The 25,590-nt window shown below is 73.4% G+C and carries 29 protein-coding genes; 12 read left to right on the forward strand and 17 right to left on the reverse strand.

The genetic code is table 11. The features are described 5' to 3' along the window. Positions 1–48: 48 nt before the first annotated feature. Genes ACZ5UI_RS21880 through thiE form a run of 5 tightly spaced genes read right to left on the reverse strand, consistent with a single transcriptional unit; the run spans position 49 to position 3,339 of the window. A complete protein-coding gene (locus ACZ5UI_RS21880; RefSeq protein WP_464191008.1) occupies positions 49–294 on the reverse strand; it encodes a hypothetical protein in 246 nt (81 codons plus the stop codon). Further along, the gene (locus ACZ5UI_RS21885; protein WP_464191010.1) at positions 291–842 is read right to left on the reverse strand and encodes a DsbA family protein; all 552 of its coding nucleotides are present in this window, start codon (positions 840–842) and stop codon (positions 291–293) included. Before ACZ5UI_RS21885 ends, ACZ5UI_RS21880 begins: the two co-directional genes overlap by 4 nt. Continuing rightward, the gene (gene lpdA / locus ACZ5UI_RS21890) at positions 811–2,187 is read right to left on the reverse strand and encodes a dihydrolipoyl dehydrogenase (protein WP_464191012.1); all 1,377 of its coding nucleotides are present in this window, start codon (positions 2,185–2,187) and stop codon (positions 811–813) included. The genes ACZ5UI_RS21885 and lpdA overlap by 32 nt, the downstream gene beginning before the upstream one ends. A 13-nt stretch (positions 2,188–2,200) precedes the next feature. Beyond that, on the reverse strand, positions 2,201–2,701 hold the full coding sequence (locus ACZ5UI_RS21895) for a hypothetical protein (protein WP_464191014.1): 501 nt from the start codon (positions 2,699–2,701) through the stop codon (positions 2,201–2,203). After that, entirely contained in the window at positions 2,698–3,339 is a 642-nt protein-coding gene (thiE, locus tag ACZ5UI_RS21900) for a thiamine phosphate synthase (RefSeq protein WP_464191016.1), read from the reverse strand. The genes ACZ5UI_RS21895 and thiE overlap by 4 nt, the downstream gene beginning before the upstream one ends. A gap of 148 nt (positions 3,340–3,487) precedes the next feature. Between thiE and thiO the strand changes: the two genes are divergently transcribed. Genes thiO through ACZ5UI_RS21925 form a run of 5 tightly spaced genes read left to right on the forward strand, consistent with a single transcriptional unit; the run spans position 3,488 to position 7,239 of the window. Next, positions 3,488–4,603 carry a glycine oxidase ThiO gene (gene thiO, locus ACZ5UI_RS21905; protein WP_464191018.1) on the forward strand — a complete coding sequence of 372 codons (1,116 nt, stop codon included), beginning with the start codon at positions 3,488–3,490 and terminating at the stop codon, positions 4,601–4,603. Next, positions 4,600–4,803 (forward strand): sulfur carrier protein ThiS, encoded by a 204-nt coding sequence (gene thiS / locus ACZ5UI_RS21910; RefSeq protein WP_464191020.1) that lies wholly within the window; start codon positions 4,600–4,602, stop codon positions 4,801–4,803. Before thiO ends, thiS begins: the two co-directional genes overlap by 4 nt. A 5-nt stretch (positions 4,804–4,808) precedes the next feature. Continuing rightward, a complete protein-coding gene (locus tag ACZ5UI_RS21915; RefSeq protein ID WP_464191022.1) occupies positions 4,809–5,588 on the forward strand; it encodes a thiazole synthase in 780 nt (259 codons plus the stop codon). Continuing rightward, positions 5,585–6,058, forward strand: a complete 474-nt coding sequence (locus ACZ5UI_RS21920) for an ester cyclase (protein WP_464191024.1) — start codon at positions 5,585–5,587, stop codon at positions 6,056–6,058. Before ACZ5UI_RS21915 ends, ACZ5UI_RS21920 begins: the two co-directional genes overlap by 4 nt. Further along, the gene (locus tag ACZ5UI_RS21925) at positions 6,058–7,239 is read left to right on the forward strand and encodes an MFS transporter (RefSeq protein ID WP_464191027.1); all 1,182 of its coding nucleotides are present in this window, start codon (positions 6,058–6,060) and stop codon (positions 7,237–7,239) included. The genes ACZ5UI_RS21920 and ACZ5UI_RS21925 overlap by 1 nt, the downstream gene beginning before the upstream one ends. On the opposite strand, the gene ACZ5UI_RS21930 is transcribed toward ACZ5UI_RS21925, so the two are convergent. Beyond that, a complete protein-coding gene (locus tag ACZ5UI_RS21930) occupies positions 7,205–7,867 on the reverse strand; it encodes an endonuclease/exonuclease/phosphatase family protein (RefSeq protein ID WP_464191029.1) in 663 nt (220 codons plus the stop codon). The two genes, ACZ5UI_RS21925 and ACZ5UI_RS21930, sit on opposite strands and share 35 nt — an antisense overlap. A 27-nt stretch (positions 7,868–7,894) precedes the next feature. On the opposite strand from ACZ5UI_RS21930, the gene argF reads away from it, so the two are divergent. Continuing rightward, on the forward strand, positions 7,895–8,785 hold the full coding sequence (argF, locus tag ACZ5UI_RS21935) for an ornithine carbamoyltransferase (protein WP_464191031.1): 891 nt from the start codon (positions 7,895–7,897) through the stop codon (positions 8,783–8,785). A 189-nt stretch (positions 8,786–8,974) separates the two neighbouring features. On the opposite strand, the gene ACZ5UI_RS21940 is transcribed toward argF, so the two are convergent. Further along, a complete protein-coding gene (locus ACZ5UI_RS21940; RefSeq protein ID WP_464191033.1) occupies positions 8,975–9,652 on the reverse strand; it encodes a DUF6518 family protein in 678 nt (225 codons plus the stop codon). A gap of 38 nt (positions 9,653–9,690) precedes the next feature. Between ACZ5UI_RS21940 and ACZ5UI_RS21945 the strand changes: the two genes are divergently transcribed. Further along, positions 9,691–10,161 carry a hypothetical protein gene (locus tag ACZ5UI_RS21945; RefSeq protein WP_464191035.1) on the forward strand — a complete coding sequence of 157 codons (471 nt, stop codon included), beginning with the start codon at positions 9,691–9,693 and terminating at the stop codon, positions 10,159–10,161. Between the two features lie 21 nt (positions 10,162–10,182). Further along, positions 10,183–11,565, forward strand: a complete 1,383-nt coding sequence (gene rlmD / locus ACZ5UI_RS21950) for a 23S rRNA (uracil(1939)-C(5))-methyltransferase RlmD (RefSeq protein WP_464191037.1) — start codon at positions 10,183–10,185, stop codon at positions 11,563–11,565. Here the strand turns inward: rlmD and ACZ5UI_RS21955 are convergent. Together ACZ5UI_RS21955 and ACZ5UI_RS21960 are read right to left on the reverse strand one after the other, a co-directional pair. Next, positions 11,562–12,509: a lytic polysaccharide monooxygenase gene (locus ACZ5UI_RS21955; RefSeq protein WP_464191039.1), complete on the reverse strand. Its 948-nt coding sequence runs from the start codon at positions 12,507–12,509 to the stop codon at positions 11,562–11,564. The genes rlmD and ACZ5UI_RS21955 overlap by 4 nt on opposite strands. Then, entirely contained in the window at positions 12,436–13,419 is a 984-nt protein-coding gene (locus tag ACZ5UI_RS21960; protein WP_464191041.1) for a DMT family transporter, read from the reverse strand. Before ACZ5UI_RS21960 ends, ACZ5UI_RS21955 begins: the two co-directional genes overlap by 74 nt. 85 nt (positions 13,420–13,504) lie before the next feature. Between ACZ5UI_RS21960 and ACZ5UI_RS21965 the strand changes: the two genes are divergently transcribed. Further along, entirely contained in the window at positions 13,505–14,071 is a 567-nt protein-coding gene (locus ACZ5UI_RS21965; protein ID WP_464191043.1) for a hypothetical protein, read from the forward strand. Between the two features lie 11 nt (positions 14,072–14,082). After that, a complete protein-coding gene (locus ACZ5UI_RS21970; RefSeq protein ID WP_464191045.1) occupies positions 14,083–15,030 on the forward strand; it encodes an NAD(P)H-quinone oxidoreductase in 948 nt (315 codons plus the stop codon). On the opposite strand, the gene ACZ5UI_RS21975 is transcribed toward ACZ5UI_RS21970, so the two are convergent. Genes ACZ5UI_RS21975 through ACZ5UI_RS21985 form a run of 3 tightly spaced genes read right to left on the reverse strand, consistent with a single transcriptional unit; the run spans position 15,027 to position 18,139 of the window. Next, positions 15,027–15,632 carry a uracil-DNA glycosylase family protein gene (locus tag ACZ5UI_RS21975; RefSeq protein WP_464191047.1) on the reverse strand — a complete coding sequence of 202 codons (606 nt, stop codon included), beginning with the start codon at positions 15,630–15,632 and terminating at the stop codon, positions 15,027–15,029. The genes ACZ5UI_RS21970 and ACZ5UI_RS21975 overlap by 4 nt on opposite strands. A 50-nt stretch (positions 15,633–15,682) precedes the next feature. Then, the gene (locus ACZ5UI_RS21980) at positions 15,683–17,578 is read right to left on the reverse strand and encodes a PHP domain-containing protein (RefSeq protein WP_464191049.1); all 1,896 of its coding nucleotides are present in this window, start codon (positions 17,576–17,578) and stop codon (positions 15,683–15,685) included. 36 nt (positions 17,579–17,614) lie between these two features. Next, positions 17,615–18,139 carry a hypothetical protein gene (locus tag ACZ5UI_RS21985; protein WP_464191051.1) on the reverse strand — a complete coding sequence of 175 codons (525 nt, stop codon included), beginning with the start codon at positions 18,137–18,139 and terminating at the stop codon, positions 17,615–17,617. On the opposite strand from ACZ5UI_RS21985, the gene ACZ5UI_RS21990 reads away from it, so the two are divergent. Beyond that, entirely contained in the window at positions 18,138–18,269 is a 132-nt protein-coding gene (locus ACZ5UI_RS21990) for a hypothetical protein (RefSeq protein ID WP_464191053.1), read from the forward strand. The genes ACZ5UI_RS21985 and ACZ5UI_RS21990 overlap by 2 nt on opposite strands. Here ACZ5UI_RS21990 and ACZ5UI_RS21995 read toward each other — a convergent pair. The 5 genes from ACZ5UI_RS21995 to ACZ5UI_RS22015 all read right to left on the reverse strand — a co-directional run bounded on the left by ACZ5UI_RS21995 (position 18,266) and on the right by ACZ5UI_RS22015 (position 24,197). Continuing rightward, positions 18,266–19,435, reverse strand: a complete 1,170-nt coding sequence (locus ACZ5UI_RS21995; RefSeq protein WP_464191055.1) for an inositol-3-phosphate synthase — start codon at positions 19,433–19,435, stop codon at positions 18,266–18,268. The two genes, ACZ5UI_RS21990 and ACZ5UI_RS21995, sit on opposite strands and share 4 nt — an antisense overlap. Before the next feature lie 66 nt (positions 19,436–19,501). After that, positions 19,502–20,146, reverse strand: a complete 645-nt coding sequence (locus ACZ5UI_RS22000) for a CDP-alcohol phosphatidyltransferase family protein (RefSeq protein ID WP_464191057.1) — start codon at positions 20,144–20,146, stop codon at positions 19,502–19,504. A 36-nt stretch (positions 20,147–20,182) separates the two neighbouring features. Continuing rightward, positions 20,183–20,947 (reverse strand): phosphatase PAP2 family protein, encoded by a 765-nt coding sequence (locus ACZ5UI_RS22005; RefSeq protein WP_464191059.1) that lies wholly within the window; start codon positions 20,945–20,947, stop codon positions 20,183–20,185. Between the two features lie 74 nt (positions 20,948–21,021). Continuing rightward, complete coding sequence (locus ACZ5UI_RS22010; protein ID WP_464191061.1) at positions 21,022–22,584, reverse strand: hypothetical protein; 1,563 nt, start codon at positions 22,582–22,584, stop codon at positions 21,022–21,024. A gap of 47 nt (positions 22,585–22,631) precedes the next feature. Next, complete coding sequence (locus tag ACZ5UI_RS22015; RefSeq protein WP_464191063.1) at positions 22,632–24,197, reverse strand: hypothetical protein; 1,566 nt, start codon at positions 24,195–24,197, stop codon at positions 22,632–22,634. Between the two features lie 12 nt (positions 24,198–24,209). On the opposite strand from ACZ5UI_RS22015, the gene ACZ5UI_RS22020 reads away from it, so the two are divergent. Further along, complete coding sequence (locus ACZ5UI_RS22020; protein WP_464191065.1) at positions 24,210–25,562, forward strand: hypothetical protein; 1,353 nt, start codon at positions 24,210–24,212, stop codon at positions 25,560–25,562. The last annotated feature ends 28 nt before the right edge of the window (positions 25,563–25,590 follow it).

Consider the following 25,590-nt stretch of genomic DNA (forward strand, 5'->3'; position numbering starts at 1 on the left):
CGTTCGTCCGTCGGACTTGAGACACGCCGTCCGACTGAGGAGCGTTGGTCAGTCTTCTGGCGCGATGGCCGACCACTTGGCCAGGAAGTCCTCGACCTCCAGCTGGGCGAGGTCGGCGTGCAGCTGGCGCAGCATGCGGGCCGCGGCGCGCGGCTCGCGGTCCCAGAAGAGGATCGTCTCGGCCGTCTCGATCTCCACGATCTCGATGCGGTCGACCGCGCCCGGCCCGGCCAGCCACGAGGGCAGCTTGGATCCGCGACCGTGCAGGACGCGCAGGCGGCGGTTGGCCCTCATGCGATCGCCGCCGCGGCCCGCTCCGGCGCGTCCTCGCCGACCAGCGTCTCGCCGGAGGGCAGCACGATGGCCGGCACCGCGGTCACGCCGAGGCTCGCCCGGGCCAGCGCGTCGCGGGTGGAGCGCAGCTCGGCGCCCTTGATCAGCGCCTTCGGGTGCAGCTCACAGGCCGCGCCCGCGATCGCCACGTTGTCGAGCTCGTCCAGCGCCCGCCCGCCGCACCAGGCCTGGCGGAACGCGGCCAGCGAGAACGCGACCGCGCGTCCGGTGCCCTTGGCGTACGTCGCGGCCCGCATGGCCAGGTCGGAGTCGAACGGCACGCGCGGCGGCCAGCGCACGGCCTGCAGCTGCAGCTCGGCGGCGCGCGCCTCGATCTCCTCAGCCGACAGCGCGTCGTGGTGCCCGGGCACGTGCACCGGCACCCACTCGGTGGCCACCGGCATCACGTGCAGGATGCGCTCGGCCACCAGCCAGCAGGCCGGCGACGCGAGGTCGTAGAGAAAGCGCGGGCGGCCCTCAGCCGTGGATGAGCCAACCGTCAGCGGCACGGGCGGCCTCCATGACGGCCTCCGACATCGTCGGATGGCCGTGGATCATCCGGGCGACCTCGGGGTAGCCGCCTTCCAGCGCCTTGACGTTGACCAGCTCCTGGATGAGCTCGGTGCTCTTGGCGCCGATGATGTGGCCGCCCAGCAGCTCGCCGTACTTGCTGTCGCCGACGATCTTGACCAGGCCGGTGCGGTCGCCGTAGACCGTGCCCGCGCCGACTGCGCCGTACTGGACCTTGCCGACGACGACGTCGTGGCCGGCGTCCTTGGCCTGCTGCTCGGTCAGGCCGAAGCTGGCCACGTTCGGGGTGCAGAACGTCGCGCGCGGGATGTCGGGGTACTCGATCGGGTGCGTCGGCTGGCCGGCGGCGTCCTCGACGGCGATGACGCCCTCGTCGGAGGCCTTGTGGGCCAGCGCGGGGCCGGGCACGATGTCGCCGATCGCCCAGATGCCCGATGCGGTCGTGCGCAGCGCGCCGTCGACCTTCAGCAGGTGGGTCTTCTCGTCGACCTCGACGCCCGCGTCGGCCAGGCCGAGCGCCTCGACGTCGGGGCCGCGACCGGCCGCGATGATCAGCCAGTCGACCTCGCCGACCTCGCCGGAGTAGGTGAACTTGACGCTGTTGGCGCCCGTCTCGACGTTCTCCACGAACGTCTTGGTGAAGATCTGCATCCCCTGCTTCTTCAGCCCGCGCTCGGCCAGCTTGGAGATGTCGGCGTCCTCGCTGGGCAGGACGCGGTCGAGCGCCTCGAACAGCATCACGTTGACGCCCAGGCGCGCGTACGCGGAGGCGATCTCGGCGCCGGACGCGCCCGCGCCGACGACCGCGATGCTGCGCGGCAGCTCGCTCAGCGCCCACGCCTCCTCGGTGCCGATCACGCGGCCGCCGAACGACGCACCCGGGATCGGCCGCTTGACCGAGCCGGTGGCCAGGATGATGTTCTTCGCGGCGTACGTCTCACCCGCGACGGACACGTTGCCGCCACCGGCCAGGCTGGCCTCGCCCTCGATGACCTCGACGGAGTTCTTCTTCATCAGGCCCGCCACGCCGCCGGTCAGCGTCGTGATGACCTTCTCGCGCCGCTGCATCACCGCGCCGTAGTCGATCTCCGGCTCGGAGGCGATCTTGATGCCGAACTCGCCGGCGTCGCGGACCTCGCTGAGCACGTCGGCCACGCGCAGCACGGCCTTGGCCGGGATGCAGGCGTAGTTCAGGCAGCGTCCGCCGATGGTGTCCTTCTCCACCACTGCGGTCTTCATGCCGAGTTGCGTGGCCCGAATCGCAGCGACGTAGCCGCCGGGACCCGAGCCGATGACGATCGTGTCAAACGAGGAGGAAGCCATGGCTCGCCCGATACTAGGACACGGGGTTTTCGGCCCTCTCAACGGCCTGAAGACGGTCGTAGGCCTGGATCCGGGCCATCACCCGGATGAGCTTCCAGGCCATCCATCCGCTCAGCCCGATCAGCAGGATGCACAGCGCGAAGGCCGACCAGCTCGACGCGACGACGAGCGCCAGCGTCGTGATGATCACCTGGAACCACAGGAACGCCTCGAAGCCGAGCACCGCCCAGTAGCGCGTGTGCCACATGCCCCAGGCCAGCGCCACCAGCACGAGGCCGAGGAAGATGCCGAACGGCACGGTGCCGCCCTTGTCGCGCAGATCGGACGTGGTCAGCGCGCCGACGACCACGCCGATGGCCAGGACGATCGACACGACGACGGCGACCTTCAGCGAGGTCGTGCGCTCGCCGGGCGGCAGCGGGGCCAGCGCGGCCCGGATCGCCTCGTCGCGCTCCCGGCCGCGGGCGTAGCCCCGGGCCATCCGCTCCTGGGGATCGTCGGGCTCGGTGCTCATCGGACCGCGACCGGCTCGAGGAGACCGCGCAGCTCGCGCGCGGCGGCCGCCGGATCGGGGGCGTCGGCGATCGCCCGCACGACGGCGACGCGGCCGGCGCCGTGCGCCACGGCCGCGCGCGTCGTCTCCGCGTCCAGGCCGCCGATCGCGAACCACGGCACCCGCGCATGGGCGGCGGCGTAGTCGAGCAGCTCCAGACCGGCGGGCGCCCGGCCGGCCTTGGTCGGCGTCGCGTGGACCGGGCCGACCCCGATCAGGTCGGCGTCGTCGGGGACCGCGTCGATCTGCTCGGGCGAATGGGTCGACAGGCCGACGAGCACGTCGGGGCCGACGATCGCCCGGGCCGCGGCGACGGAGGCGTCGTCCTGGCCCACGTGGACGCCGTCGGCGCCGCTGGCGGCGGCCAGATCCGGGCGGTCGTTGACGACGAACAGCGCGCCCGCCTCGGTGCACAGCGCGCGCGCGATCGAGGCGGCGGCCAGCAGATCGGCGTCGGAGGCGTGCTTGTCGCGCAGCTGGAACAGGTCGGCGCCCCCGGCCAGGGCGGGCGCCAGCACGTCGGCCAGCGGCCGGCCGCCGGGGCGGGCGTCGGCGATGAAGTACAGGCGCGCGCTGCGCAGGCGCTCGCGGCGATCCATGCAGCGCAGGGTACGGACCGCCGGCGTCGACCCAGCTGACGGCGTAGACTGGCCCGACAACGGGAGTCCTCCGCGGGCTGAGAGGGCGGCACCGCAGCCGCCGACCGTCACAACCTGATCCGGGTCATGCCGGCGCAGGGAGGAGCGCATGAGCAGCGAGCTACGCAGCGAGTTGGACGTGGTCGTCGTGGGTGGCGGCATCGTCGGCCTGTTCGTGGCCTGGCGGGTGCGCGAGCTCGGGCTGTCGGTCGCCGTCCTGGACGCCGGTGACGACGACGGCGTGGCCTGGCCGGTCGCCGCCGGCATGCTCGCGCCGATCTCCGAGGCGCAGTTCGGCGACCACGGCGAGCGCGCGATCCGCCTCGGCCTGGCGGCGGTGGCGCGCTGGCCGGCGGTGGCCCGCGAGCTGGGCGAGGCGTCGGGGATCGACCCGCAGCTGCGCGACGCCGGAACGCTGATGCTGGCCCGTGACCGCGACGAGGCCGAGGCGCTGGAGCGCGAGGCGGCGCTGCGCGAGCGGCTCGGGCTGTCCTTCACGAAGCTGCTGCCCAGCGCGGCGCGGGCGCTCGAGCCGTCGCTGGCCCCGACGCTGCGCGGCGCGCTCGACGTGGCCGGCGACCACTCGGTCGATCCCCGCCGGGTCGTGGCCGGGCTGCGCGCGCTGCTCGGCGACGCCGTCCGCCCGGCCACGCGGGTCGTCGCGGTCGCCGCCGATGCCGTGGACCTGGAGAGCGGCGAGACGCTGCGCGCCGGCCACGTCGTCGTCGCGGCCGGGGCCTGGAGCGGCGAGCTGGCCGGCGTGCGCGTGCGCCCGCTCAAGGGGCAGGTGGTGCGGCTCCGGGACCCCGCCGGGCCCGGCCTGCTGACCCGCACCCTGCGCTTCTCGCAGTCCTACGTCGTGCCGCGCGGCGACGGCCGCTACGTGATCGGCGCGACGATGGAGGAGCGCGGGTTCGACACCACCGTCACCGCGGGCGGCGTCTACGAGCTGCTGCGCGAGGCGGGCGAGCTGGTGCCCGGGATCGCCGAGCTGGAGATCGAGCAGACGCTGGCCGGGCTGCGCCCGGCGACGCCCGACTCGCTGCCGCTGATCGGCGCGCGCGACGACGGCGTGCTGCTGGCCACCGGCCACGGCCGCGACGGCGTCCTGCTCGCACCGCTGACCGCCGACCTGATCGCGCGCACGCTGGCCGGCCCGCCCGCCGACGGCGACGCCGAGCTGCTGGCCTCGTGTGCTCCCGACCGCTTCGTGGCCACTCGATGACGATCCGAGTCAACGGTGCGGAGCACGATCTGCCCGACGGGACCGTGGCCGACCTGGTGCAGCGCCTCGGCGTCCCCGCCCAGGGCCGCGGTGTCGCGGTCGCCGTCGACGGCGAGGTCGTGCGCCGCGGCGCCTGGGAGACGACGGCGGTGCCCGACGGCGCCGCCGTGGAGATCGTGACCGCCGTCCAAGGAGGCTGACCCGCATGACCGACTTCGTCATCGCCGGGCGCACGCTGCGCTCGCGCCTGATCCTCGGCACCGGCGGCTTCGCGACGCTGGAGCTGCTGTCCGCCGCGATCGCGGCGTCCCAGGCCGAGCTCGTCACGGTCGCGCTGCGACGGATCGATCCGGCCGCGCGCGGCTCGTTGGTCGACGTGCTCGATGCCGCCGGCGTCGACCTGCTGCCCAACACGGCCGGCTGCTTCACCGCCCGCGACGCCGTGCTGACCGCGCACCTGGCCCGCGAGGCGTTCGACACCGCCTGGGTCAAGCTCGAGGTGATCGGCGACGAGCGCACCCTGCTCCCCGACGCGCCCGAGCTGCTGGCCGCCGCCGAGCAGCTGGTGGCCGACGGCTTCGTCGTGCTGCCCTACACGACCGACGATCCGGTCCTGGCCCGCCGCCTGGAGGACGTGGGCTGCGCCGCGGTGATGCCGCTGGGCTCGCCGATCGGCAGCGGGATGGGCATCGCCAACCCGTACAACCTCACGCTCATCCGCGAGCAGGCCGGCGTGCCGGTGATCCTCGATGCGGGGATCGGCACGGCGTCCGACGCGGCGCTGGCCATGGAGCTGGGCTGCGACGGCGTGCTGTGCGCCAGCGCGATCTCGCGCGCGGCCGATCCGGTGGCCATGGCCCGGGCGATCCGCGGCGCCGTCGACGCCGGTCGCCTGGCGCTCGAAGCGGGCCGGATCCCGCGCCGCCGCTTCGCCGAGGCCTCCTCGCCCATGGACGGACTGCCAGAGTTCGCGCCATCGCCGTGATCGACGACCACATCGACGCCTTCCAGTCCGCGCTCAGCGGACGCGTGCGCAGCGCGTTCGCCTCGTGCTGCGCGGTCGACGTCCACTACGAGGATCCGCTCAGCGGCCGGGCGCTGCACGGGCTCGACCAGCTGGCCGACCACGCCGCGAAGCTGTGGACGATGATGCCCGACGCGCAGGTGCAGCGCACCGGCGAACGGCTCGTCGGCGGGCGCTTCGTGGCGGCGCCGTTCCAGCTCGTGGGCACGCACCTCGGCGACCTGCCGCGCCTGCCCGCCAGCAAGCGGCGCCTGTCGATGCACGGCGTCTTCTACTGCGAGCTGGCGCCCGACGACGATCGCCTGTGGCGGGTGCGGGCCTTCTACGACGTCTACGACGCGGCCGTCCAGCTGAGCGTGCTGCCCAAGCACGGCACGGTCGGCGAGCGCGCGCTGATGATGCTGCGCGGCTTCGGCCTGCGCGGCGACTGATGCCCGAGCAGCGCATGTCGCGCTGGCTGGTCGCGCTGCTGGCGATCACCTCGGGCGCCACGGCGGCCAACCTCTGGTACATCACGCCGCTGCTCAACGAGGTGGCCGGCGACTTCGGCGCGTCCACCGCCGCCGCGGGGCTGCTGGTCACCGCGGTGCAGGGCGGCTACGTCGTCGGCCTGGCGCTGCTGGTCCCGCTCGGCGACCTGTTCGAGCGCCGCCAGCTGATCGTGCGCGTGCTGATCGGGACGGCGCTGGCCGCCGCGGCCTGCGCGGCGGCGCCGTCGATCGCCTGGCTCGGCGTCGCGCTGATCCTGCTCGGCCTGACCGCCTGCGTGGCTCAGATCGTCGTGCCGCTGTCCTCGGTGCTGGCCGGGCCCAAGGAGGGCGGGCAGGTCGTCGGCACCGTCATGAGCGGCCTGCTGATCGGCGTGCTGCTGGCCCGTACGGTCAGCGGCCTGATCGCCGAGGTCGCCGGGTGGCGTGCGGTGTTCGTGTTCGCGGCCGCCTCGATGTTCGTGCTCGGCTTCGTCCTGCGCCGGGCGCTGCCCCGGGTCGAGCCGACCACCGAGCTGTCCTACCCGGCGCTGCTGGGCTCGGTGCTGACGCTGATCCGGCGCGAGCCCGTGCTGCGCCAGCGGATGGCCCTGGGCGCCTGCGGGATGGCCTGCTTCTCGATGCTGTGGACGGCGATCGCCTTCCTGCTCGGCGGGTCGCACTACGGCTACGGCGAGGGCGTGATCGGCCTGTTCGGCCTGTTGGGCGTCGTCGGCGCGTCGATCGCCCCGGTGGCCGGACGCATCACCGACCGCGGGCACGGCCGCGCGGCCACCACCGGCTTCCTCCTGCTTCTGCTGGCCGGCTGGGGCCTGCTGGCGCTGGGCGAGACGTCGCTGTGGCCGCTGATGGTCGGCATCGTCGTGCTCGACGCCGGGGTCCAGGGCGCGCACATCACCAACCAGGCGGCGATCTACGCGCTCGCGCCGGACCTGCGCAGCCGCCTGACCACCGCGTACATGGTCGCCTACTTTCTCGGTGGCACCGCCGGCACGCTGCTGGGCACGTTCGCCTACGAGGGCGGCGGCTGGGCGGCGGTGTGCGTGGTCGGTGCGGCGATCATGGTTGTCGCGCTGGCGCTGTGGGGGGTCACCCAGCGGGTCGGCCGCCCGGCGACAGCGTGAACCGCAGCGGGACGTGATCCGACAGCGGGCCGTGGTCCAGGCGCTCGGGACCGATCGCCCGTAGGCCGCGCACGAACAGGTGGTCCACGTCGCGGCCGCCGACGTGCTCGAAGCCGTCCACCTGGGGGTTGCGCAGGTTGAGGTCGCCGCCGAACACGATCGGCGCGTCGCCCGCCCACACGCGCGCCGCGCGGGCCGCGAGCGTCACGTCCTCGAGCGCCCGCTCCGGTCGGTGGGCGGTCGCGTGCAGGTTGACGAACCAGGTGTTGGCGATCCGCACCGCCTGGACGACGCGCCGCTCGGGCAGCCGGCGCAGCACCAGGCGGTGGCGCTCGAGGATCGTCCCGTGACGCACGAGGATCGCGTTCGCACCGCCGCCGCTCGACTTCAGGACGTCGGGCCAGCGCCGGGCCAGAGGGCGGCGCAGGCACAGCGGGAAGTTGCGTGACGTGAGCACCGTGTCGCGCGCGGTCGCGGGCAGCGCGCGCGGCCACCAGGGCGGCACCTCCTGCAGGAACGCGACGTCCCAGTCCCAGTCCGTGATGCGCTCGCGGAAGTCGGGCAGGAGGTCGCGACCGGCAGGGGGGACCGACCGGCCGTGGAAGAGGTTCCACATGAGCAGCTCCATCGCGGTCGTATCCTTGCCCGCTTCACGATGACCCGTCACCTCCTCACCGGCGCAGAGCTCTCCCACGACGAGATCCTGGCGCTGCTGGAACGCGCGCTGGAGATGAAGGCCGCGCCCACGGCCGAGCGCGTGGGCGGCGTCCTGTCGGGCCGCAGCGTCGCGCTGATCTTCCAGAAGCCGTCGACGCGCACGCGCGTCTCCTTCGAGGCCGGGATCTTCGAGCTGGGCGGCCACGCGGTCGTCCTGCGCCCCGACGAGATGCAGCTCTCGCGCGGCGAGTCGCCCCGCGACACCGCGCTCGTCCTGTCGCGGCACGTGGCGGCGATCGGGATCCGCACCGGGCCCGACGCGCTGGTCGAGGAGCTCGCCCGGTGGTCCTCGGTGCCGGTCGTCAACATGCTCACCGCCGGCCACCATCCGTGCCAGGCGCTGGCCGATCTGCTCACCCTGCGCGAGACGTTCGGACGCGTCGAGGGGCTGAAGATCGCCTACGTGGGCGACGGCAACAACGTCGCGCGCTCGCTGGCCATCGTCGGCGGCGCGGCCGGCGTCGAGGTGGCGATCGCCTCCCCGCCCGGCTACCAGATCGATCCGGTGGCGGGCGCGACGCTGGTCGAGGACCCGGCCGAGGCGGTCCGCGGCGCGCACGCCGTCTACACCGACGTGTGGGTCTCGATGGGCGACGAGGAGACCGCCGACGCGCGGCGCCGGGATCTGGCCGCCTACCGCGTCGACGACGCGCTGCTGGACCTGGCCGCGCCCGACGCGATCGCCCTGCACGACCTGCCCGCGCATCCCGGCGAGGAGATCACGCCCGAGGTGCTCTACGGCGCGCGCCAGCGCATCTGGGACCAGGCGGAGAACCGGCGCCACGCCCAGAAGGCGCTGCTTGAGCTGCTCGTCACGGCGAACGCCTAGGCGCGCCGTCGGTCTCAGCGACGCCCGTTGTCCGCTTCGACCCGCATATCGGGCTCAAGCGGACAACGGGCAGTGGCGCCGCGAGCCGTTGTCGGCTTCGACCCGCATACCGGGCTCAGGCGGACAACGAGCGGCTGCGACACGCGTTCGCGTGTCCGAATTCCTCGTGCGCGGACGCGACTTCGGCGCCTAGCGCCCGCTCCACCCGAAGCCGCGCGCGAACTCCCGCGCCGCGTCCTCGCCGACGAAGGCCAGCGCGGCGACCACGAGCGTCAGGCCGACCGCGGCCAGCCGCAGCCAGGGATCCCGACGCACGAGCACGAGCGGCAGCAGGAGCCCGACCACGAGCTCGACGCGCAGGACGAACGCCGGCGCCAGCCCGGCCCACTCGCGCGACAGCAGCACGGCCTCGCCGACGAGACAGCCGGCCGGGATCGCTGCACCGATCGCCCGCCACCGCGGCGAGCGCCACAGCGCGCCGGCCGCGCCGATCAGCGCGCCGGCGGCCAGGCCCAGCACGATCCAGCTCGCCGCCACGCCGACGACCTTGTGCGCGACGCGGTCGTAGTGGTGGGCGGCGGTCAGCAGGTACCAGGCCACGGTGCCGCCGCTGAGCGCCAGCGCTCCGGCCAGCGCGCCGAGCCAGGCCCGGCGGGCGATCACGCCGAGCAGCCAGGCCACGACGAGCCAGGGCGCGCCGAGCGCTGCGACCCACGGGCGCAGCCGGTCGACCGGGCCCAGCCCGTCGAGGAACCCGGCCATGGCACTGCCGCGGATCGCCGCACCGAGGGTGATCGCCGCCAGGATCGCGGCGAGCACCAGGAGCAGCACACGCTGCGCGCGTGGATTGCGAGGGGCGTGGGTCATGTGTGGTGGAACACGCCAGCGCGCGCTAGGTTGCCGGAATGGCGCAGACGCCGTCGCCGGCCGACCCGACATCGCTGGTCGAGCTGCTGACCAAGGGGATCCTGCTCACCACGGACCGGATCCAGGCCACGCTGGACGACGCGGTCAGCCGCGGGCGCATGACCCGCGACGACGCCGAGGAGCTGGCCCGGGCGCTGGTCGAGTCGGGCCGCAAGCAGACCGAGGACCTGCTGCACGACCTCGAGGCGCTCGTCGGCCGCTCGCTGGACGTCGCCGGGGACGCCTCGCGCCAGGTCGGCGACCGGCTGCTGCGCGAGGGCGATCGGGCCCGGCGGGTGGCGGGGCTGCCGGGCTTCCCGATCTCGCGCTACGACGACATGACCGCCGCGCAGGTCGTCACGCGCCTGGCCGATCTGGACCCGCCGGAGCTGCGCAAGGTGCGCGACTACGAGCGCCGCCACGGCAACCGCAAGACGGTGCTGCGGGCGATCGAGCAGAAGCTCGGCTGAGCCACCCCTAGGCTCAAGGGGGTGGAGGCTTCGACCCCCGATACGACCGCTCGCCCGCCGCGCCCCGACATGGGTGCCGAGGTCGAGGTGACGATCGACACGCTGGCCTATGGCGGCAACGGCGTCGCGCGCCTGGACGGCTACGTCCTGTTCGTCGCGGGCGCGATCCCCGGCGACCGCGTCCGCGCCCGCGTGACCAAGCGCAAGCGCCACTACGGCGAGGCGCGCACGCTCGAGATCGTCCAGCCCGGCCCCGACCGCATCGCGCCGGTGGCCGACCATCCGGGCGCGCCCTGGCAGGTGATCCCCTACGAGCGTCAGCTCGAGATCAAGCACGAGCAGGTCGCGGACGCCCTGCGGCGCATCGGCCACCTCGACGGCTTCGTGCTCGAGGACATGGTCCCCGCCGAGCAGCAGTGGCGCTACCGCAACAAGGCCGAGTTCTCGTTCGGCAACGACGAGGCCGGCACCCTGCACCTGGGCTTCCACCCGCCCGGCCGCTGGGACCTCGTTGCTCCGATGGAGGAGTGCCTGCTGATCTCCGAGCGCGCCGACGCCGCGCGCCGCGCGGTGCTCGACTGGGCCCGCGCGCGCGGCCTCAGCGCGATCGACCGCCGCTCCCACCAGGGCCTGCTGCGCAACCTCGTCGTCCGCGAGGGGCGGCGCACGGGCCAGCTGCAGGTGCGCCTGGTCACCGGTCCCGCGCCCGACGACGCGTTCGACATCGAGTCGCTGGTCGACGCGGTCGACGCCGAGGGCATCTTCTGGACGCGCACCGACCAGCTGGCCGAGACCACGGCCGGCGGCGAGACCTCGTTGGTCTCGGGCCTGCCCACGCTGGAGGAGGAGCTCAGCGGCCTGACCTTCGCGATCTCGCCCGAGGCGTTCTTCCAGACGAACACCGAGATGGCCGAGCAGCTGTACGCCGTGGCCCGCGAGTACGCCGGGCTGACCGGCTTCGAGCGCGTCTACGACCTGTTCTGCGGCATCGGCACGATCGGCCTCTCGATGGCCCGCCGGGCCGGCGAGGTGTGGGGCGTGGAGATCATCCCCGAGGCCGTGGCCGACGCGATGAACGCGGCCCGCGCCAACGACGTGCGCAACGCGAAGTTCTTCGCCGGCGACGTGCGCACCTCGATGCGTGAGCTGACCGAGAAGGCCGGCCGGCCGGACATCGTCATGGTCGACCCGCCCCGCGCCGGGCTGTCCCAGAAGATCGTCCGCCGCATCATCGAGACGGCGCCCAAGCGCATCGTCTACGTCAGCTGCAACCCGACGACGCTGGCCCCCAACGCGGCCCAGCTCGCCGAGGCCGGCTACACGCTCAAGCGCGTGCGGCCGGTCGACATGTTCCCGCAGACGCCGCACATCGAGTGCGTCGCGCTGCTGGACCGGGCCGTCTAGCGGTCAGCGCACCAGCCGAAGCTGGTGCTCGCGCCGGCGGCCAGCGTCTTGGCGTAGTCCGGACCGTGCACGTGGAGCATCGCGCCGTGCTGCGCGCCGGCGGCGTCCCACAGGGACGTGATCTTGCCGGTGGCCGCGACCATCGCCTTCCAGGCCAGCCGGCGCTTGGCCTTGTTGGTGACCTTGACCGTGGCGCAGTAGCCGGCGCCCCAGTCGCTGGTCACCGTGCGCTTGAGGGACAGGTCGCCCTGCTTGGAGGTCCGGGCGGCGGGTGCGGGCATCGTGTGGGTGCCGTGGGACATGGGCGCGTCGGGCGCCGCGGCGGTCGGCGCGGCGCTGACCGTCGGGCCATCGCCGGAGAAGCGCACGTCGGCGCACGAGTAGAAGGCCTCGGGGCTGTCGCTGCGCTGCCACACGAGGTACAGCAGCTGATGGCCGGTGCGGGCCGGCACGTCGACGTCGAACGTGGGCGCCGCCTCGGCCGGGCGCTTGCCGCTGTCGTAGATCAGCTCGAGGTCGTCCCAGCGCAGCGCCTGGCTGTCGTCCCAGCCCTCCTTGGTCAGGTACAGCCGGAAGTACTGCGTCGCGTGCGGGGCGACGGCGTTGTAGGCGAAGGTCTGCTTCCCGGGCTGGATCGGCGTCGCCGGCCAGGCCGAGCCCGGCGCGTCGAAGGCGCCGTACTTGTCGCGCCCGGCCGAGCACAGGTGCCCGTCGGGGATGCGCTGGCGATGGCGGCCGGCGACGTCGCCGATGTTGACCTCCATCCAGTCGTACAGCGCCTGCGGATTGGCCCGCCAGGCGGCCGCGCAGGGTGCCGCGTCGCGGTTGAGCAGATGGCAGACGGTCGTGCGCCCGGCCGGCGTGGACAGGTCACCGTGGGCGCTGGCGGACGCGGGCAGGATCGCGCAGGCCAGCGCGACGGCCACGCCGCCGACCCACGTCATGCCCCTGACGCGTCGTCCTCCCACGAGCGGGAACCCTACCCACCGGCCGCTGGGACCATGCCACCCCGGCCAGCACGATGACCGCGCCCACCGCCTGGTTCCAGGTCGGCCGCTCGTCGAGCACGACGATCCCGAGCACGGTCGAGAACAGCGGGATGACGTAGGTCACCGTCGCGGCGATCGTGGCCCCCGCGCGCCGGATGACGGTGAAGTTCAGCACGTAGGCCAGGCCGGTCCCGAGCGCCCCGAGCGCGACCAGCGAGGCGATCGTGTCGGCGTGGATCGCGGCGACGCCGCCCCCAAAGGGCGCGACGACCGCGAGCATCCCGGTCGCGCACAGCAGCTGCCCCGCCGACATCGACAACGCCGACTCCGGCCGTCCCGACAGCGTCCGGCGCAGATACGGGAAGGCGAGGCCGTAGCCGGCCGTGGCGCCCAGGCACATCAGCTGCCCGGCCAGCTCGCTGCCGCCCACGCCGCGCCACGGGCCGAGCACGACGACGACCCCGGCGAACCCGACCAGCAGGCCGGCGACGCGGGCGGCGGTCGGCCGCTCCTCGGGCAGCGCCACCGTGACCACGGCCAGCGTCAGCAGCGGCGTCGTCGCGTTCCACAGCCCGGCCAGCACCGAGGAGATGTGCTGCTCGCCCGCGGCGAACAGCGTGAACGGGAGCGCGTTGCCCAGCAGCGCGACGATGGCCAGGTGACCCCACACGCGCGGGTCCCGCGGCAGCCCCTCGCGCCGCAGCGCCAGTACGGCCAACAGCACCGCGGCGCCCAGCGCGCAGCGGCTCAGGGCGACCAGCAACGGGGGCAGGTCCTCGACGGCGACCTTGATGAACAGGAAGCTCGCGCCCCAGATCGCCGCCAGGGCGATGAACGGGCCCTGCCACGTGCGATCGGCGCTCATCCCCGGTCAGACGCGCGAGCCTCCCCAAACGTGACGGGCAACTACGCTGGCCGCCGGGATGCAGCGGGCACGGGACCGAGTCGGGGTGGCAGGGGCGGTCTCGGTCGCCGTCTACCTGATCGCGGTCGCCGTCATCCAGGCCACGGGCGAGCCCGACTGGCAGACGCTGGCCGCCTCGCCCGACCAGGTGGCCGACGGGAAGCTGTGGCTGCTGCTGTCCAGCGGCCTGGTCATCGACGGCGTGCCGTGGCTGCAGTTCACCGTGCTGGCCGTCGTGCTGGTGCTGGCGCTCGTCCGCCTGGGCGCCGCGCGGCTGTGGGCGGCGGGGTTGATCGCCCATGTCGGCTCGGCGCTGCTGGCCTACGCGGGCATCGGCGTGCTCGACCTGCTCGGGTTCGACACCGGCACCGTCGGCCACGAGCCCGACTACGGCGTCTCGGTCCTGCTGGCCGGCGAGCTCGGCGCGATCGCCGTGGCCGGGGGCAAGCGCACCGCGCTGCTCGTCGGTGTGCTCGGCGTGGCCGGCTTCGGCGTCGGCCTGGCCGACGCCTCGGTGCTGGCCAACGTCGAGCACCTGCTCGGGTTCGTGCTGGGCGCGGGGACGATCCTCGCGCTCGACCGCTGGCGTCCGCGGTCGGCGGCCGCCGCGTAACCTCGGGCGCCATGCGAGCCGTGACGATCCGAGACGGCGGGGTGCTGGAGATCGCCGAGCACCCCGACCCACAGCCGGGCGGGGGCGAGGTCCTGGTGCGCGTGCGCGCGGCGGGCCTCAACGGCGCCGACATGATGCAGCGCAAGGGCGCCTACCCCGCGCCTCCGGGCTCGCCGCCCGACATCCCGGGGCTGGAGTTCGCCGGCGAGGTCGTGCAGGTCGGCCCGGGCGCGCTGCGCTTCGCCGATGGCGACCGCGTGATGGGCATCGCCGGCGGCGGCGGGCAGGCCGAGCTGATCGCCGTCCACGAGCGCCAGCTGATGCCCGTGCCCGACGCGATCGACTGGGCCGCCGCGGGCGGCTTCCCCGAGGTCTTCACCACCGCGCACGACGCGATCGTCAGCCAGTGCGGCCTGCGCCCCGGCGAGCGGCTGCTGGTGCACGGCGCGGCCGGCGGCGTCGGGACCGCGGCGGTGCAGATCGGCGCGCTGACCGGCGCGCGCGTGACCGCCACCGTGCGCACGGCGGCCTCCCGCGACCAGGTCGCCGCGCTCGGCGCCGACCGGGTGATCGATCCCGAGGGCTTCGCGGACGCGGGCCCGTTCGACGTGATCCTCGAGCTGATCGGCGCGCCGAACATCGCCGGTGACCTCAAGGCGCTGGAGACCTGGGGGCGGATCGTGGTGATCGGCGTCGGCGGCGGCTTCCAGTCCGAGGTCAACCTGCTGGCGCTGATGGGCAAGCGCGCGACGCTGCGCGGCTCGACGCTGCGGCCGCGTCCGCTGGAGGAGAAGGCGGCCACCGCCCGCGCCGTCGAGCGGGAGCTGCTGCCGGCGCTGGCCGCGGGCACGATCCACGTCCCGCTGGCCCAGACGTTCCCGCTGGACCAGGCCGAAGCGGCCTACGACGCCTTCGCGACCTCCGGCAAGGTCGGCAAGGTCGTGCTGCTCAGCGGCTAATACGGGGGCAGGTCGGCGTACCAGTCGCCGAGCACCCGGAACGACCGCCAGAAGGCGCGCTTGGCGTCCTCCTCGTCCAGCGCGTCGTCGATCAGCGGCACGTAGAGCGCCTCGACCGACGGGGTGAAGGGCTGCACGACGCCGAGCGCCGGCTCCAGCTGGCGACCCAGGGGGATCCCGACGTCGTTGAGCGTGGCCAGCGCGTCGGAGCCCATCACGACGACGATCTTCGGCTGCACGATCGCGAACTCCTCGACGATGCGCGCGATGCAGCCGGGCTCGGCCAGCGCGGGGTCGCCGACGGGGCACTTCACGCAGACGGTGCCGTAGACGGCCAGCGGATCGATGTCCAGGCGCTTGAGCGACTTCATCAGCGCCGTGCCGGCGCGGCCGTAGAAGGCGACGCCTTCCTCGACCTCGGCGGCGGTCGGCGTCTGCTTGAGCAGCATCACGTCGGCCTGGGGGTGCCCGGAGCCGAGCACCGGCATCAGGTTCCCGCGAGGGCAGTGGGGACAGGCCTGGAGCTCTCGCGTCAGCGAGTTGAGCTCGCGAATGGCGCGCTCCAGGTACTTCTCGGCGATCTCATCGTCAGTGGCCCGCATGGCGTCGCGGGAGGAATTCACCGGATCGCCCTGGGGTCCCTGCGCCTGCATCACGACTTGCGCGTCGCCCGCTTGACCCGGCGCGCCTTGCGCGCGGCGCGCGCGCCGGCCGGGGTGGCCTTGGTCTCCAGGAACTTCAGCGCCTGGACGTAGAGCAGCGACGTGGGCTTGCGCACGATGTCGGCGTCGCGCAGGGACTCCAGGAACTCGTGCGGCCCGTCGAAGTCGCGCATCCGGATGCGCACCGAGCCGAGTCCCTGGGCCACGTGCGAGTCGCTGCCCGCGCCGGCCACCATCCGGTACTTGGCCGCGAACCGCTCGGCCTCCTCGTTGAACGCGCCGATGGCCACGCGCGGGTTGAACACCTCGAGCGCGTCGACGTCGTCGACGATGGCCAGCAGGTGCTCGTAGTCGGGCACCGCGTGCATGCGGTCGAACGGATGGGGCACGTAGACGAGCCCGCCCTGGCGCTTGATCTCGGCCACGGTCTCCTGCAGCGTCATGCCCCGCGGGATCTTCTCCTCGATGAACAGGCCGATGACCTCGCCCTGGGTGGCGGTCATCACCTCCTCGCCGACGATCACCTTGACGCCGAACTCGGCCGCCTTCTCGCGCGCCTCCAGCGCACCGGAGATCTCGTTGTGGTCGGTCACCGCGATCGCGCCCAGGCCCTGGCGGCGCGCGGTGTCCAGCAGCACCTCGACCGGCGTGGCGCAGTCGCCCGAGTGGTCGGTGTGCATGTGCAGGTCGACGTCGATCAGCCGGCGCTGGCGCAGCTTGTCGCGCAGGCCCGGGTTGCCGCGGCCGTCGTGGCGGCGGGCGATCACCCGCGCGTAGACGTCCTCGACCTCGTCGGTCACGGCGTCCGGCGTGCGCGGGGGCGGGGCGGCGGCCAGCCGGCTGCGCAGCGCCGCGTCCGACAGCACCCGCGTCAGCTGGGCGGTGAGCGTTTCGATGTCGTGGGGCTCGAACAGCAGCCCGGCCTCGCCCTGTCCGAGCACCTCCTCGTAGACCGCCAGGCGGCTGGCCACGGGGATCGTGCCCGCCGCGCGAGCGCGCAGCAGGATGCCCGGGTTCGGCGCGGCGCCGTCGGAGGCGGCGACGACGATGTCGGCACCGGCCAGCAGCGCGCGCTCGTCGACCTCCTCCGGCGTGACGAAGCGCAGGCGGTCGCGCACCGCGTTGCGCAGCGGCGTCGACGAGGACGCGCCGCGCGTGGTCAGGACGGTGGCCTCCCACGGGAGCTCGAGCGGGACCTCGCGCAGGCCGCGCAGGAACGCGCGCAGCGCGGGACGCTCCTCGCGGTCGACGAAGGCGATGCGCAGCGGCGCGTCGTCCGCGCGCGCCTCGCGCTCGATCGCCATCGCGCCGGGCGGGATCACGCGATAGGTGCCCGGGAACCAGCGCTCCATCAGCGCGGCGGTGGCCAGGAACGGCGTCGTGCGCTCGTCCAGGCGGCCGAAGATGCGCTCGACGAGCTTGCGGGCCACCTGCGTGGACAGGATCCCCTCGGTGGGCAGGTGGAAGGTGCCGACGTTCAGCGCCCGTGACGCGCGCAGGGCGGCGCTGGCCACGGTGGGCGCGAACGGGTCGTGAACGTGGCAGATGTCCAGCGTCACGTGCGCGTGCAGCTCGTCGATCGTGCGCGACACGTCGAGCGGCAGCGCGGCCCGGCGGGCGCCCGCGGCCAGCGCCTCGCCGACGATCAGCAGGCTGGGCCCGCCCTCGGCGCTCGGGGCGGTGAACAGCGCGTCCGGGTTCTGGCGCGCGGCGCGGACGCGGGCGCGGCCCTCGCGGACGGCGGCGTGGTCGTCGGACGGCGCGACGATCAGCACCCGGTGGCCGCGCTGGGCCAGCTGCTCGGAGACGCGGGCCACGAAGCGGTTGACCTCGTGTCCGGACTCCCACGCGTAGGGAGTGATCTGGGCGATGGTCAGCGGCGCCACGACTGCCCTGAGGTTAGGGGAACACGCCGGTGTGGGCTATTCCCCGGAGTTGGGGTCAGCGCCGGCCCGGAAGAGCGTCCAGACGACGTACGACGAGCCCGCGGGCGGCTTCAGCGAGGAGGGGAACTCGGTGAGCGCTCCCGCATCGCCGATCCCGGGGTGGGCCCCGGTCGTCGGGGTGAACTGCCCCTCGATGGTCAGGATGCCGGGGCCGGTGGTGCCGTAGAACGTCCGGAAGACCTTGCCCTTGATCGTGATGATCTGGCCGGTCACCGCGACCTGGGCCTGGCCCTTGGGCGCGGTGGTGTTGATGGCGGACTCGTCGCCGTCCTGCCACCGGGCGAAGAACTGCTTGCGCACCGTGGCTGTGGCCGGGAGCTTCTGGCCCTGCTTCAGGCCGGCGCCGAGGAGGGTCTTCTTGAACGTCACCGGCGAGGGGGCGCCGGCGGGGACCGTTCGGCTGGGCGGGGTGTCGATGGCCTCGGCGATCGCGGCGCCGGCGAGGAGGGTGGTCGCGGTCAGCCCGGTGACGGCGATCCGCGCGCGCATGGTGGAACGCATGCGGTCAAACGTCTCAGAACGATGCACCGGCGTCCAGCGCGTCGCCTCGTCGCAGCTCGCCGCCGCGACGGGCCTCGTCGCGCAGCGGCTGCTGCGCTGGGCCCGCGCGACGGCGGTGCTGGTGGCTTAGTTCTGCGGCGCGGTCTCGGCGACCGGCGCGGCGACGGGCTTGGTGCCCGGGACGCCCTTGTACGTCTCGGCGAACTCCTCGCTCATCGTGCGCGCCTCGTCATCGGGACGCTGGTTGTGCGGGGACTTCATGAGGTACGAGCTGGGGCCGTCGAGCTGGCCGGCGATGCCGTGGTTCATGGCCAGCTTGCAGAAGCGCACGGCGTCGGTGACGATGCCGGCCGAGTTGGGGGAGTCCCACACCTCGAGCTTCATCTCGACGTTGAGCGGCACGTCGCCGAAGGCCTGACCCTCGACGCGGATGTGCGCCCACTTGCGGTCCGTCAGCCACGGCACGTAGTCCGACGGCCCGATGTAGACGTCGTCCTTGGGCAGCGTGTGGCCCATGATCGACGTGACCGCCTGCGTCTTGGAGATCTTCTTGGACTCGAGGCGATCGCGCTCGAGCATGTTGTAGAAGTCCATGTTGCCGCCGACGTTCAGCTGCGACGTGTGCAGCATCTTCACGCCACGGTCGTGGAACAGACGCGCCAGCGCGCGGTGCGTGATGGTCGCGCCGACCTGCGACTTGATGTCGTCGCCGACGATCGGCAGGCCCGCCTTGACGAAGCGGTCGTTCCAGTAGTCCGACGAGGCGATGAAGGTCGGGATGCAGTTGACGAACCCGCAGCCGGCCTCGATGACCTTCTCGACGTACCACTTGGTCGCCTCTTCGGAGCCGACCGGCAGGTAGGAGACGACGATGTCGGTGTGCGTGTCCTTGAGGATCTGCACGATGTCATCGGTCGGCCCGTCAGCCTTGGTGATCTTCTCCTTGAGGTACCGGCCAAGACCGTCGTGGGTCATGCCGCGGTAGACCTTCGCGCCGAGGTTCGTGGGAACGTCGTCGCAGAACTTGATCGTGTTGTTCGGGTCGGCCCAGATGGCCTCGCCGAGGTCCTTGCCGACCTTCGTGGCGTTGATGTCGAACGCGCACGTGAACTCGATGTCCTTGACGTGGTATCCACCGAGCTCCACGTGCATGAGGCCGGGGACGCGCTCGTCAGGATTGGCGTTCTTGTAGTAGTGCACGCCCTGGACGAAGGCGGAAGCGCAGTTGCCGACGCCGATGATCGCGACGCGGACCTTTTCGCTCTGATAGCGGCTCGCGCCGTTGGTGCTGCTCAAGATGGAAACCCTCCTAGGGGCCGAACGAAGTTCTCTGCCTGTTGATAACCCGGATCCCGTGTCCTGTTACGGCTCGGGCGGTGCGGGTGGTGCATTCAGTACGGAGCGCACGTGGAAGATGCGCTGGAAGACGGTGAAGATAGAGAGCGCGGCGAGCACGTAGACCGCCGGCTCGAGCAGCTCGAAGTCGCCGATCGACGCGCCGCGCGCGAAGATCAGGCCGATCGAGAGGATCACGACACGGACCGCGCGGGTGGCGATGCCGCCCTTGTTCTCGACGCCCAGCGACTCGGCGCGGGCGCGGGTGTAGCTGACCATCAGCGAGGCGAGCACCGCGATGACCACCGCGCCGGCCGCCCACTGCTTGCCCTCCTCGGCGAACACCACGCAGATCGCGGCGAGCACGATGCCCTCCTCGGCGCGGTCCAGCGTCGAGTCCAGGAAGGCGCCGAACGGGGAGCCCTTGCCGCTCATCCGCGAGTAGCGGCCGTCGAGCGTGTCGCAGACGGAGCCGAGGATGAACGCGATGCCGGCCAGGAAGAAGTAGTGCTCGAGCACCAGGACGGCGGCGATGACGTTGCCCACCAGCCCGGTCAGCGAGATCGCGTTGGGGGTCAGACGCGACTCGATCAGGCGCGTCCGAACCACCTCGCGGCTCTCGGCCGAGCGCGCGACGAACCGCTCACGCGCGGGCTGGCGTTCCTCGTTCATGACTGCGGAGGCTAGTGAGCGCCGCTGCGCCGCGTCCTACGCGGTCGCTTCGGCCTGCTGGGGCAGGAAGCGCCACGCCTCCGGCCGGGCCCGGGCCATCGCGCGGGCGGCCAGCGCGCCGACCCCCGCCGTGCAGGCGCCCAGGAAGGCGTCGGCCAGGAAGTGGTTGGCCGTCACGACGATCACGAACGTCACGATGAACGGGTAGATCGCCCAGAAGACCTTCAGCGGCTTGAACTTGACGAGCTTGGCCAGCGGCCAGCCGATCATCAGCGCGAACGCGACGTGCATCGACGGGATCGCCGCGTACGGGTTGAACAGCGCGTTGACCGTGACGTTGTCCTGCGAGATGCCGGTGTACTGCGACAGCGTGTCCTCGAAGCCCCACTCCGGCAGGAAGCGCGGCGGCGCGGTCGGCACCAGCACGTAGCCGATGATCGCCACCAGGAAGGCGATGCCGAACATGTTGCGCACGAAGTAGAAGGACGAGTTGCGGAACAGGTACAGGAACACCAGGCCGCCGAGCGTCACGGAGGTCTGCGCGTTGATGTACGCCCAGCTGGCGGCGTCGGTCACGAAGCTCCAGCCCGAGGCCCACTGCTGGACGCTGGGCTCGATGAAGATGTGCAGCGTGCGCTCGACGCTGATCACCGAGCGGGCGTTCTCGAAGGCGAGCGTGGCCCGCCCGTCGACGGCGCCGCGCGTCAGCCGGTACAGGTAGTACAGGAACGCGAAGACCGCGATCTGACGCAGCAGGTCCAGCGGTCCGTGGGGCGCAATGCGTGCTGAGAACGTTCGCAACCCCGAGACCATGGCCTCGGGATGTTACCCGGCGGTTATTCCGCCACTCGTACGGCTAGCCGTACACCGTCTTTTCACCCGGCCGCCGCGCAACGCTCCTGCTTGGGGAGCGTCAGGCGCGCGGCGACGCGCACCGTCTCGGGCCGCGTGACGGTGACCGCCGTCCAGGCGCCGTCGGCGGTGGCGGCCACGCAGCCGCTCCCGGAGACGACGTCCCAGTAGGGCGTGTGGCGCACGCGCACGAGGATCGTGCCGGGTCCGGTGGCGCGCAGCGTGAACGCCCCCGAGTCGAGCGCGATCAGGCGGCCGGGGCCGTCGGTCAGCCCGGTGGGCCGGCGGACCGCGTACACGCGCCAGTGGGCGTCGTGCCAGACCGGGCGCAGGTAGGGCGGGGCCGACTCGATCAGCCGCGCCTCGGCCTCGGCCGTCGGGTCCAACGGCGCGTCGGGCAGCGCCACGAAGCGCACCCCGTTGCGGCTCAGCCACTGGCGGTAGCGCTCGGGATCCAGCACCGCCGTGCCCTCGTAGAACAGCTTGCCGAACTTCGCGTCCAGCTGGGTCTCCCAGCCGCGGGCCAACGGATAGTGGCGCGCGAGGTGCACGGCCTCCCAGTGCATGCGGGTGAACGGCACCTCGATGCGCATCGGCGCGTCGCCCTGGCTGCGCAGGAACCCGATCAGCGGCTGGTAGTAGGCCGCGGCGGTCGACGGGTCGCCGGCGCCCTTGACCACCTCGCGCACGGGCGGCCACCACTGCCAGGCGGCCAGCGCGGCGAGCACGCCGACCAGCGGCCAGCGCAGCGCGCGCCGCCCGACCGCGCACACGACCAGCGGCCCGGCGAAGGTCGCGCCCAGACGGGCGGCGTTGGAGCCCATCGGCGTGGGGAGCAGGTAGGCCGCCACGGTGGCGACGGCGTACAGCAGCGCGCCCAGGCGCAGCACGCGCTCGCCCGGCGGCAGCGCGAACCACACCGCGGCTGCGCTGATCAGCACGAACGACGCCTCCAGCACCCCGAACGGCTGGCGCCCGCCCTCGGGGAAGGCCAGCGCCAGCGCCACGATCAGGCCGAGCGCCGGGCCGGCCAGCAGGAGGCCGCGCCGCGCGCCGCTGGCCAGCCACAGCGCGATCCCGGCCAGCGCCAGGAACAGGCCCGCGACCGGGCTGGCGGCGGCGCAGGCCAGGGCCAGCGCGGTGGCCAGGCGTGGGCGATCGCGCTGCAGCGCCAGCAGCGCCCCGAGGCCGACGGCGACGCCCAGGCCGAAGGTCAGCCGCCCGATCAGCAGGTCGCAGGTCGTGGCCGCGGCCAGCCACAGCGCGCCCGCGCGAGCGCTGGGCCCGAAGTGCGCGCGGGTCAGCTGCTCGAACAGGAACGCCGAGGCGATCGCCGCGGCGAGCCCTACCACCCGCACGCCGAGCAGCGCGCCCAGCGGCGGGAACAGCAGCGAGTAGCCCGGCATGTGGTGGCCGCCGTACCACTGGCCGTCCCAGATCGCGTAGCCCGTCTGGTCGAACAGGCCGGCCCGGTAGACCTGCGCGGCCAGGTCGGGGGTGGGCGGCGCGAAGACCAGCCAGGCGACGCCGGCCAGCAGCGCGACGGCGATGGCCGGCGAACGAAGGAACGGGTGCGCGCGGCCCACGTCGCCGCAGCGTCGCGAGCCACGGCGCGCAGGTCGTTACGAGGCGGTTACCCCGTGCAGCGCTCGTCGCCCTTGCTGAACAGCGCGCGGCCCAGGGCGATCTGCACGCCGACCCGGATCGGGCGGTTGCCCCCGCGGGTGGCCCGCACGCGCGTGAAGCCGTCGCGGTCGGCCGACACGCAGCCCGAGCCGTCGATCACCGCCCAGTGCGGGCTGAAGCGGATGCGCGTGTCGACCAGCCGGTCGCGGCCCGGGCGCACCTCGAACCAGTCGGGGCCGATCGCGGTCACGCCCAGCGGGCGGGCGCCGTCGACGCGGTAGACGATCCAGCGCGGGTCGCGCCACACCTCCCGCAGCTGCGGCAGCCCGGCCCGGATCAGCGCGGCCTCCTCACGCGCGGAGAAGTCCAGCGGCACGTCGGGCGAGGGCAGAGCCACGTAGGAGACGGCGTTGTTGCGCAGCCAGCGCACGTAGCGCTCGGCGCGCAGCGGCTTCTCGTAGAACAGCGCGTTGCGCGAGCGGTCCAGCTGGCGCAGCCACCCGCGGGCGATCGAGACGTGGTCGGCCACGCGCGCCGCCTCCCAATGCAGGCGCGTGAACGGGATCTCCACCCGGACCGGGTGGCCGTCGCGCCGCTCCAGCCGCTCCAGCTCGGTGTTCAGCGAGGCGAAGTAGTCGGCGGCCTGGGTCGGGTCGTCGTTGGCCTGGCGCATGGCCTTGATCGACGCCGAGGCCGACCAGTACAGCGACACCACCAGCACGGGCACCAGCAGCCAGCGCAGCCGGCCGCGGTCCCACAGCTCGAGCGCCAGCAGCGGCGCGGCCACCAGGGTGATCAGGCGCGCGACGTTCGCCCCCGCCGCGTTGGGGACGAAGAAGCAGAAGATCACGGCGGCGGCGTAGAGGACGGCGCCGACGCGCAGCACGGGCAGCTCGCGGTCGGCGGCGGCGAACACGCAGGCCAGGGCGACCAGCGACGGCCACAGCACCCAGGGCGACATCGGGAACACGCCGCCCTCCGGGAACAGCAGGTTGAGGACCGCCACCGGCGCGACCGCGGCCACGGCCAGCAGGAGGCCGAAGGGGCGCCGCGAGGCGACCGTCCAGGAGGTGCCGGTCAGGGCCAGGAAGGCGCCGGCGACCGGGCTGGCCAGCGGCGTCAGCACCGCGAAGAGGATGGCCAGCGCCCTGCGGTCGTAGGCGGCGGCCAGCAGCGCCGCGAGCCCGATCGGCAGCCCGATGTTGAACGCGATGCGGTCGGTGAAGAGCGTGGCCGACACCGACAGCGCGAACAGGATCGAGGCCGGCCAGGTGGTGCGCCGCGGGAGCATCCGCTCCAGCAGCAGCGGGAACAGGCCGGCGGCGATGACGATGGCGATCGTCGCGCTCATCCGCACGCCGATCCACGCGCCCAGCGGCGGCGCGATCACCGAGTAGGCGGGCAGGTTGTGGCTGCCGTACCAGGCGTTGTCGACGAAGGTGAACCCGGCCCGCTCGAACAGCTCGCTGCGGAACTCGGCGGCCGGGAGGTCGGCGCCCATCGGCGCCCACAGCAGGTAGATCACGCCGGCGGCCGCCGCGATCAAGACGCTGATGACCCAGGCCCGGCGCATAGCATTGACCCTATGGGAGTCGTGGCCCCCCGTCGCCGCCGCGTCGGCGCCGGATGGACGGTCGCCGCGCTCTGCCTTGCCGTCGGCCTGCTGTCGCTGCTGGCCCCGTTCGCGCTGATCTACGACGCCTGGTCGTGGGCGATCTGGTCGCGCCAGCTGGCGCACGGAACGCTGGACACGATGGGCATGACCGCCTGGAAGCCGCTGCCGTCGCTGGTCGGCCTGCCGGTCGCCCTGGTCGGCGGCGCGCCCGGCGCGGCCTGGCTGGCGGTCGAACGCGCCGCGGCGCTCGGCTCGCTGGTGCTGGCCTGGCAGCTGGGCCGGCGGGGTGCGGGGCGCTGGGGCGGCGCGATCGCGGTGGTCGGCATCGTGTGCCTGTCGGGCTGGCTGCGCTACGTGGCCGAGGGCTACTCCGAGCCGGTCGTCGTCGCCGCGCTGCTGGGCGCGGTGCTGGCCGCCCTGGACCGGCGCATCGGCTGGACGCTGATCGCGCTCCTCGCCGCCGCGCTGATCCGACCGGAGGCGTGGCCGATGCTGCTGGTCGCCGGCGTGTGGGCCTGGCGCGCCGCGCCGCGCCTGCGTCCGTGGGTGGTGGCGGCCGGCCTGGGCGTGATCGTCCTGTGGTTCGGCGGCGAGTGGCTGGGCGCGGGCGATCCGCTGGCCGGCTCGTCGCGGGCGCGGGCGGCCACCGACGAGGGCGCGGTCACGATCGGCGCGACGCTGCCGATCGCCGGTCTGTGGTTCGCCGCGGTCGCGACGCTGGCCGACGTGCGCGACGATCGCGAGGTGCAGCTGCTGCTCGGCGGCGCCCTGGCCTGGATCGTCACGGTGGTCGTGCTGCAGGTGCTCGGCTACCCGCACATCGAGCGCTTCCAGATGCCGGGGGTCGCGCTGCTGTCCGTGCTGGGCGCGATCGGCCTCGTGCGGCTGGTCCGCGGCGTCCATCGGCTGGTCAGCTGGCCCTACGAGGTGATCGGGGCCGTGGCGCTGGTGATCCTGGTCGTGCTGCCCGTGGCCTGGCGCGTCGGCCAGACCGTCGGCGAGGTCGATCGGGTGGCCGAGCGCGTCGACGCCCAGCACGAGCTGCGCGACGCCGTGGCGCTGGTCGGGCGCGAGCGGCTGGCGGCGGCGGCGCCGTGCGTGAACATCGCCTTCCACAGCGCGCTGGCCTGGGAGCTGGACGTGCGCGCCACCCAGGTGTGCGCGCCGCTGGCCCCGCCGGTGGCGGGCTGCTCGACCTGGGTGCTGGCCACCGACGACGTGCGCGTGACCGGGCCCGCGCCGCCCGACGGCCCGATCCGCGTGGGCGAGTCCGGCCGATGGCGCATATCCCGGGCGCAACCGGGCACATGTCAGGAAGCTTGACGTCGCGGGTACGCTGCCGATCAGGCGG

This window comes from Conexibacter sp. JCM 18997 (assembly GCF_055391915.1).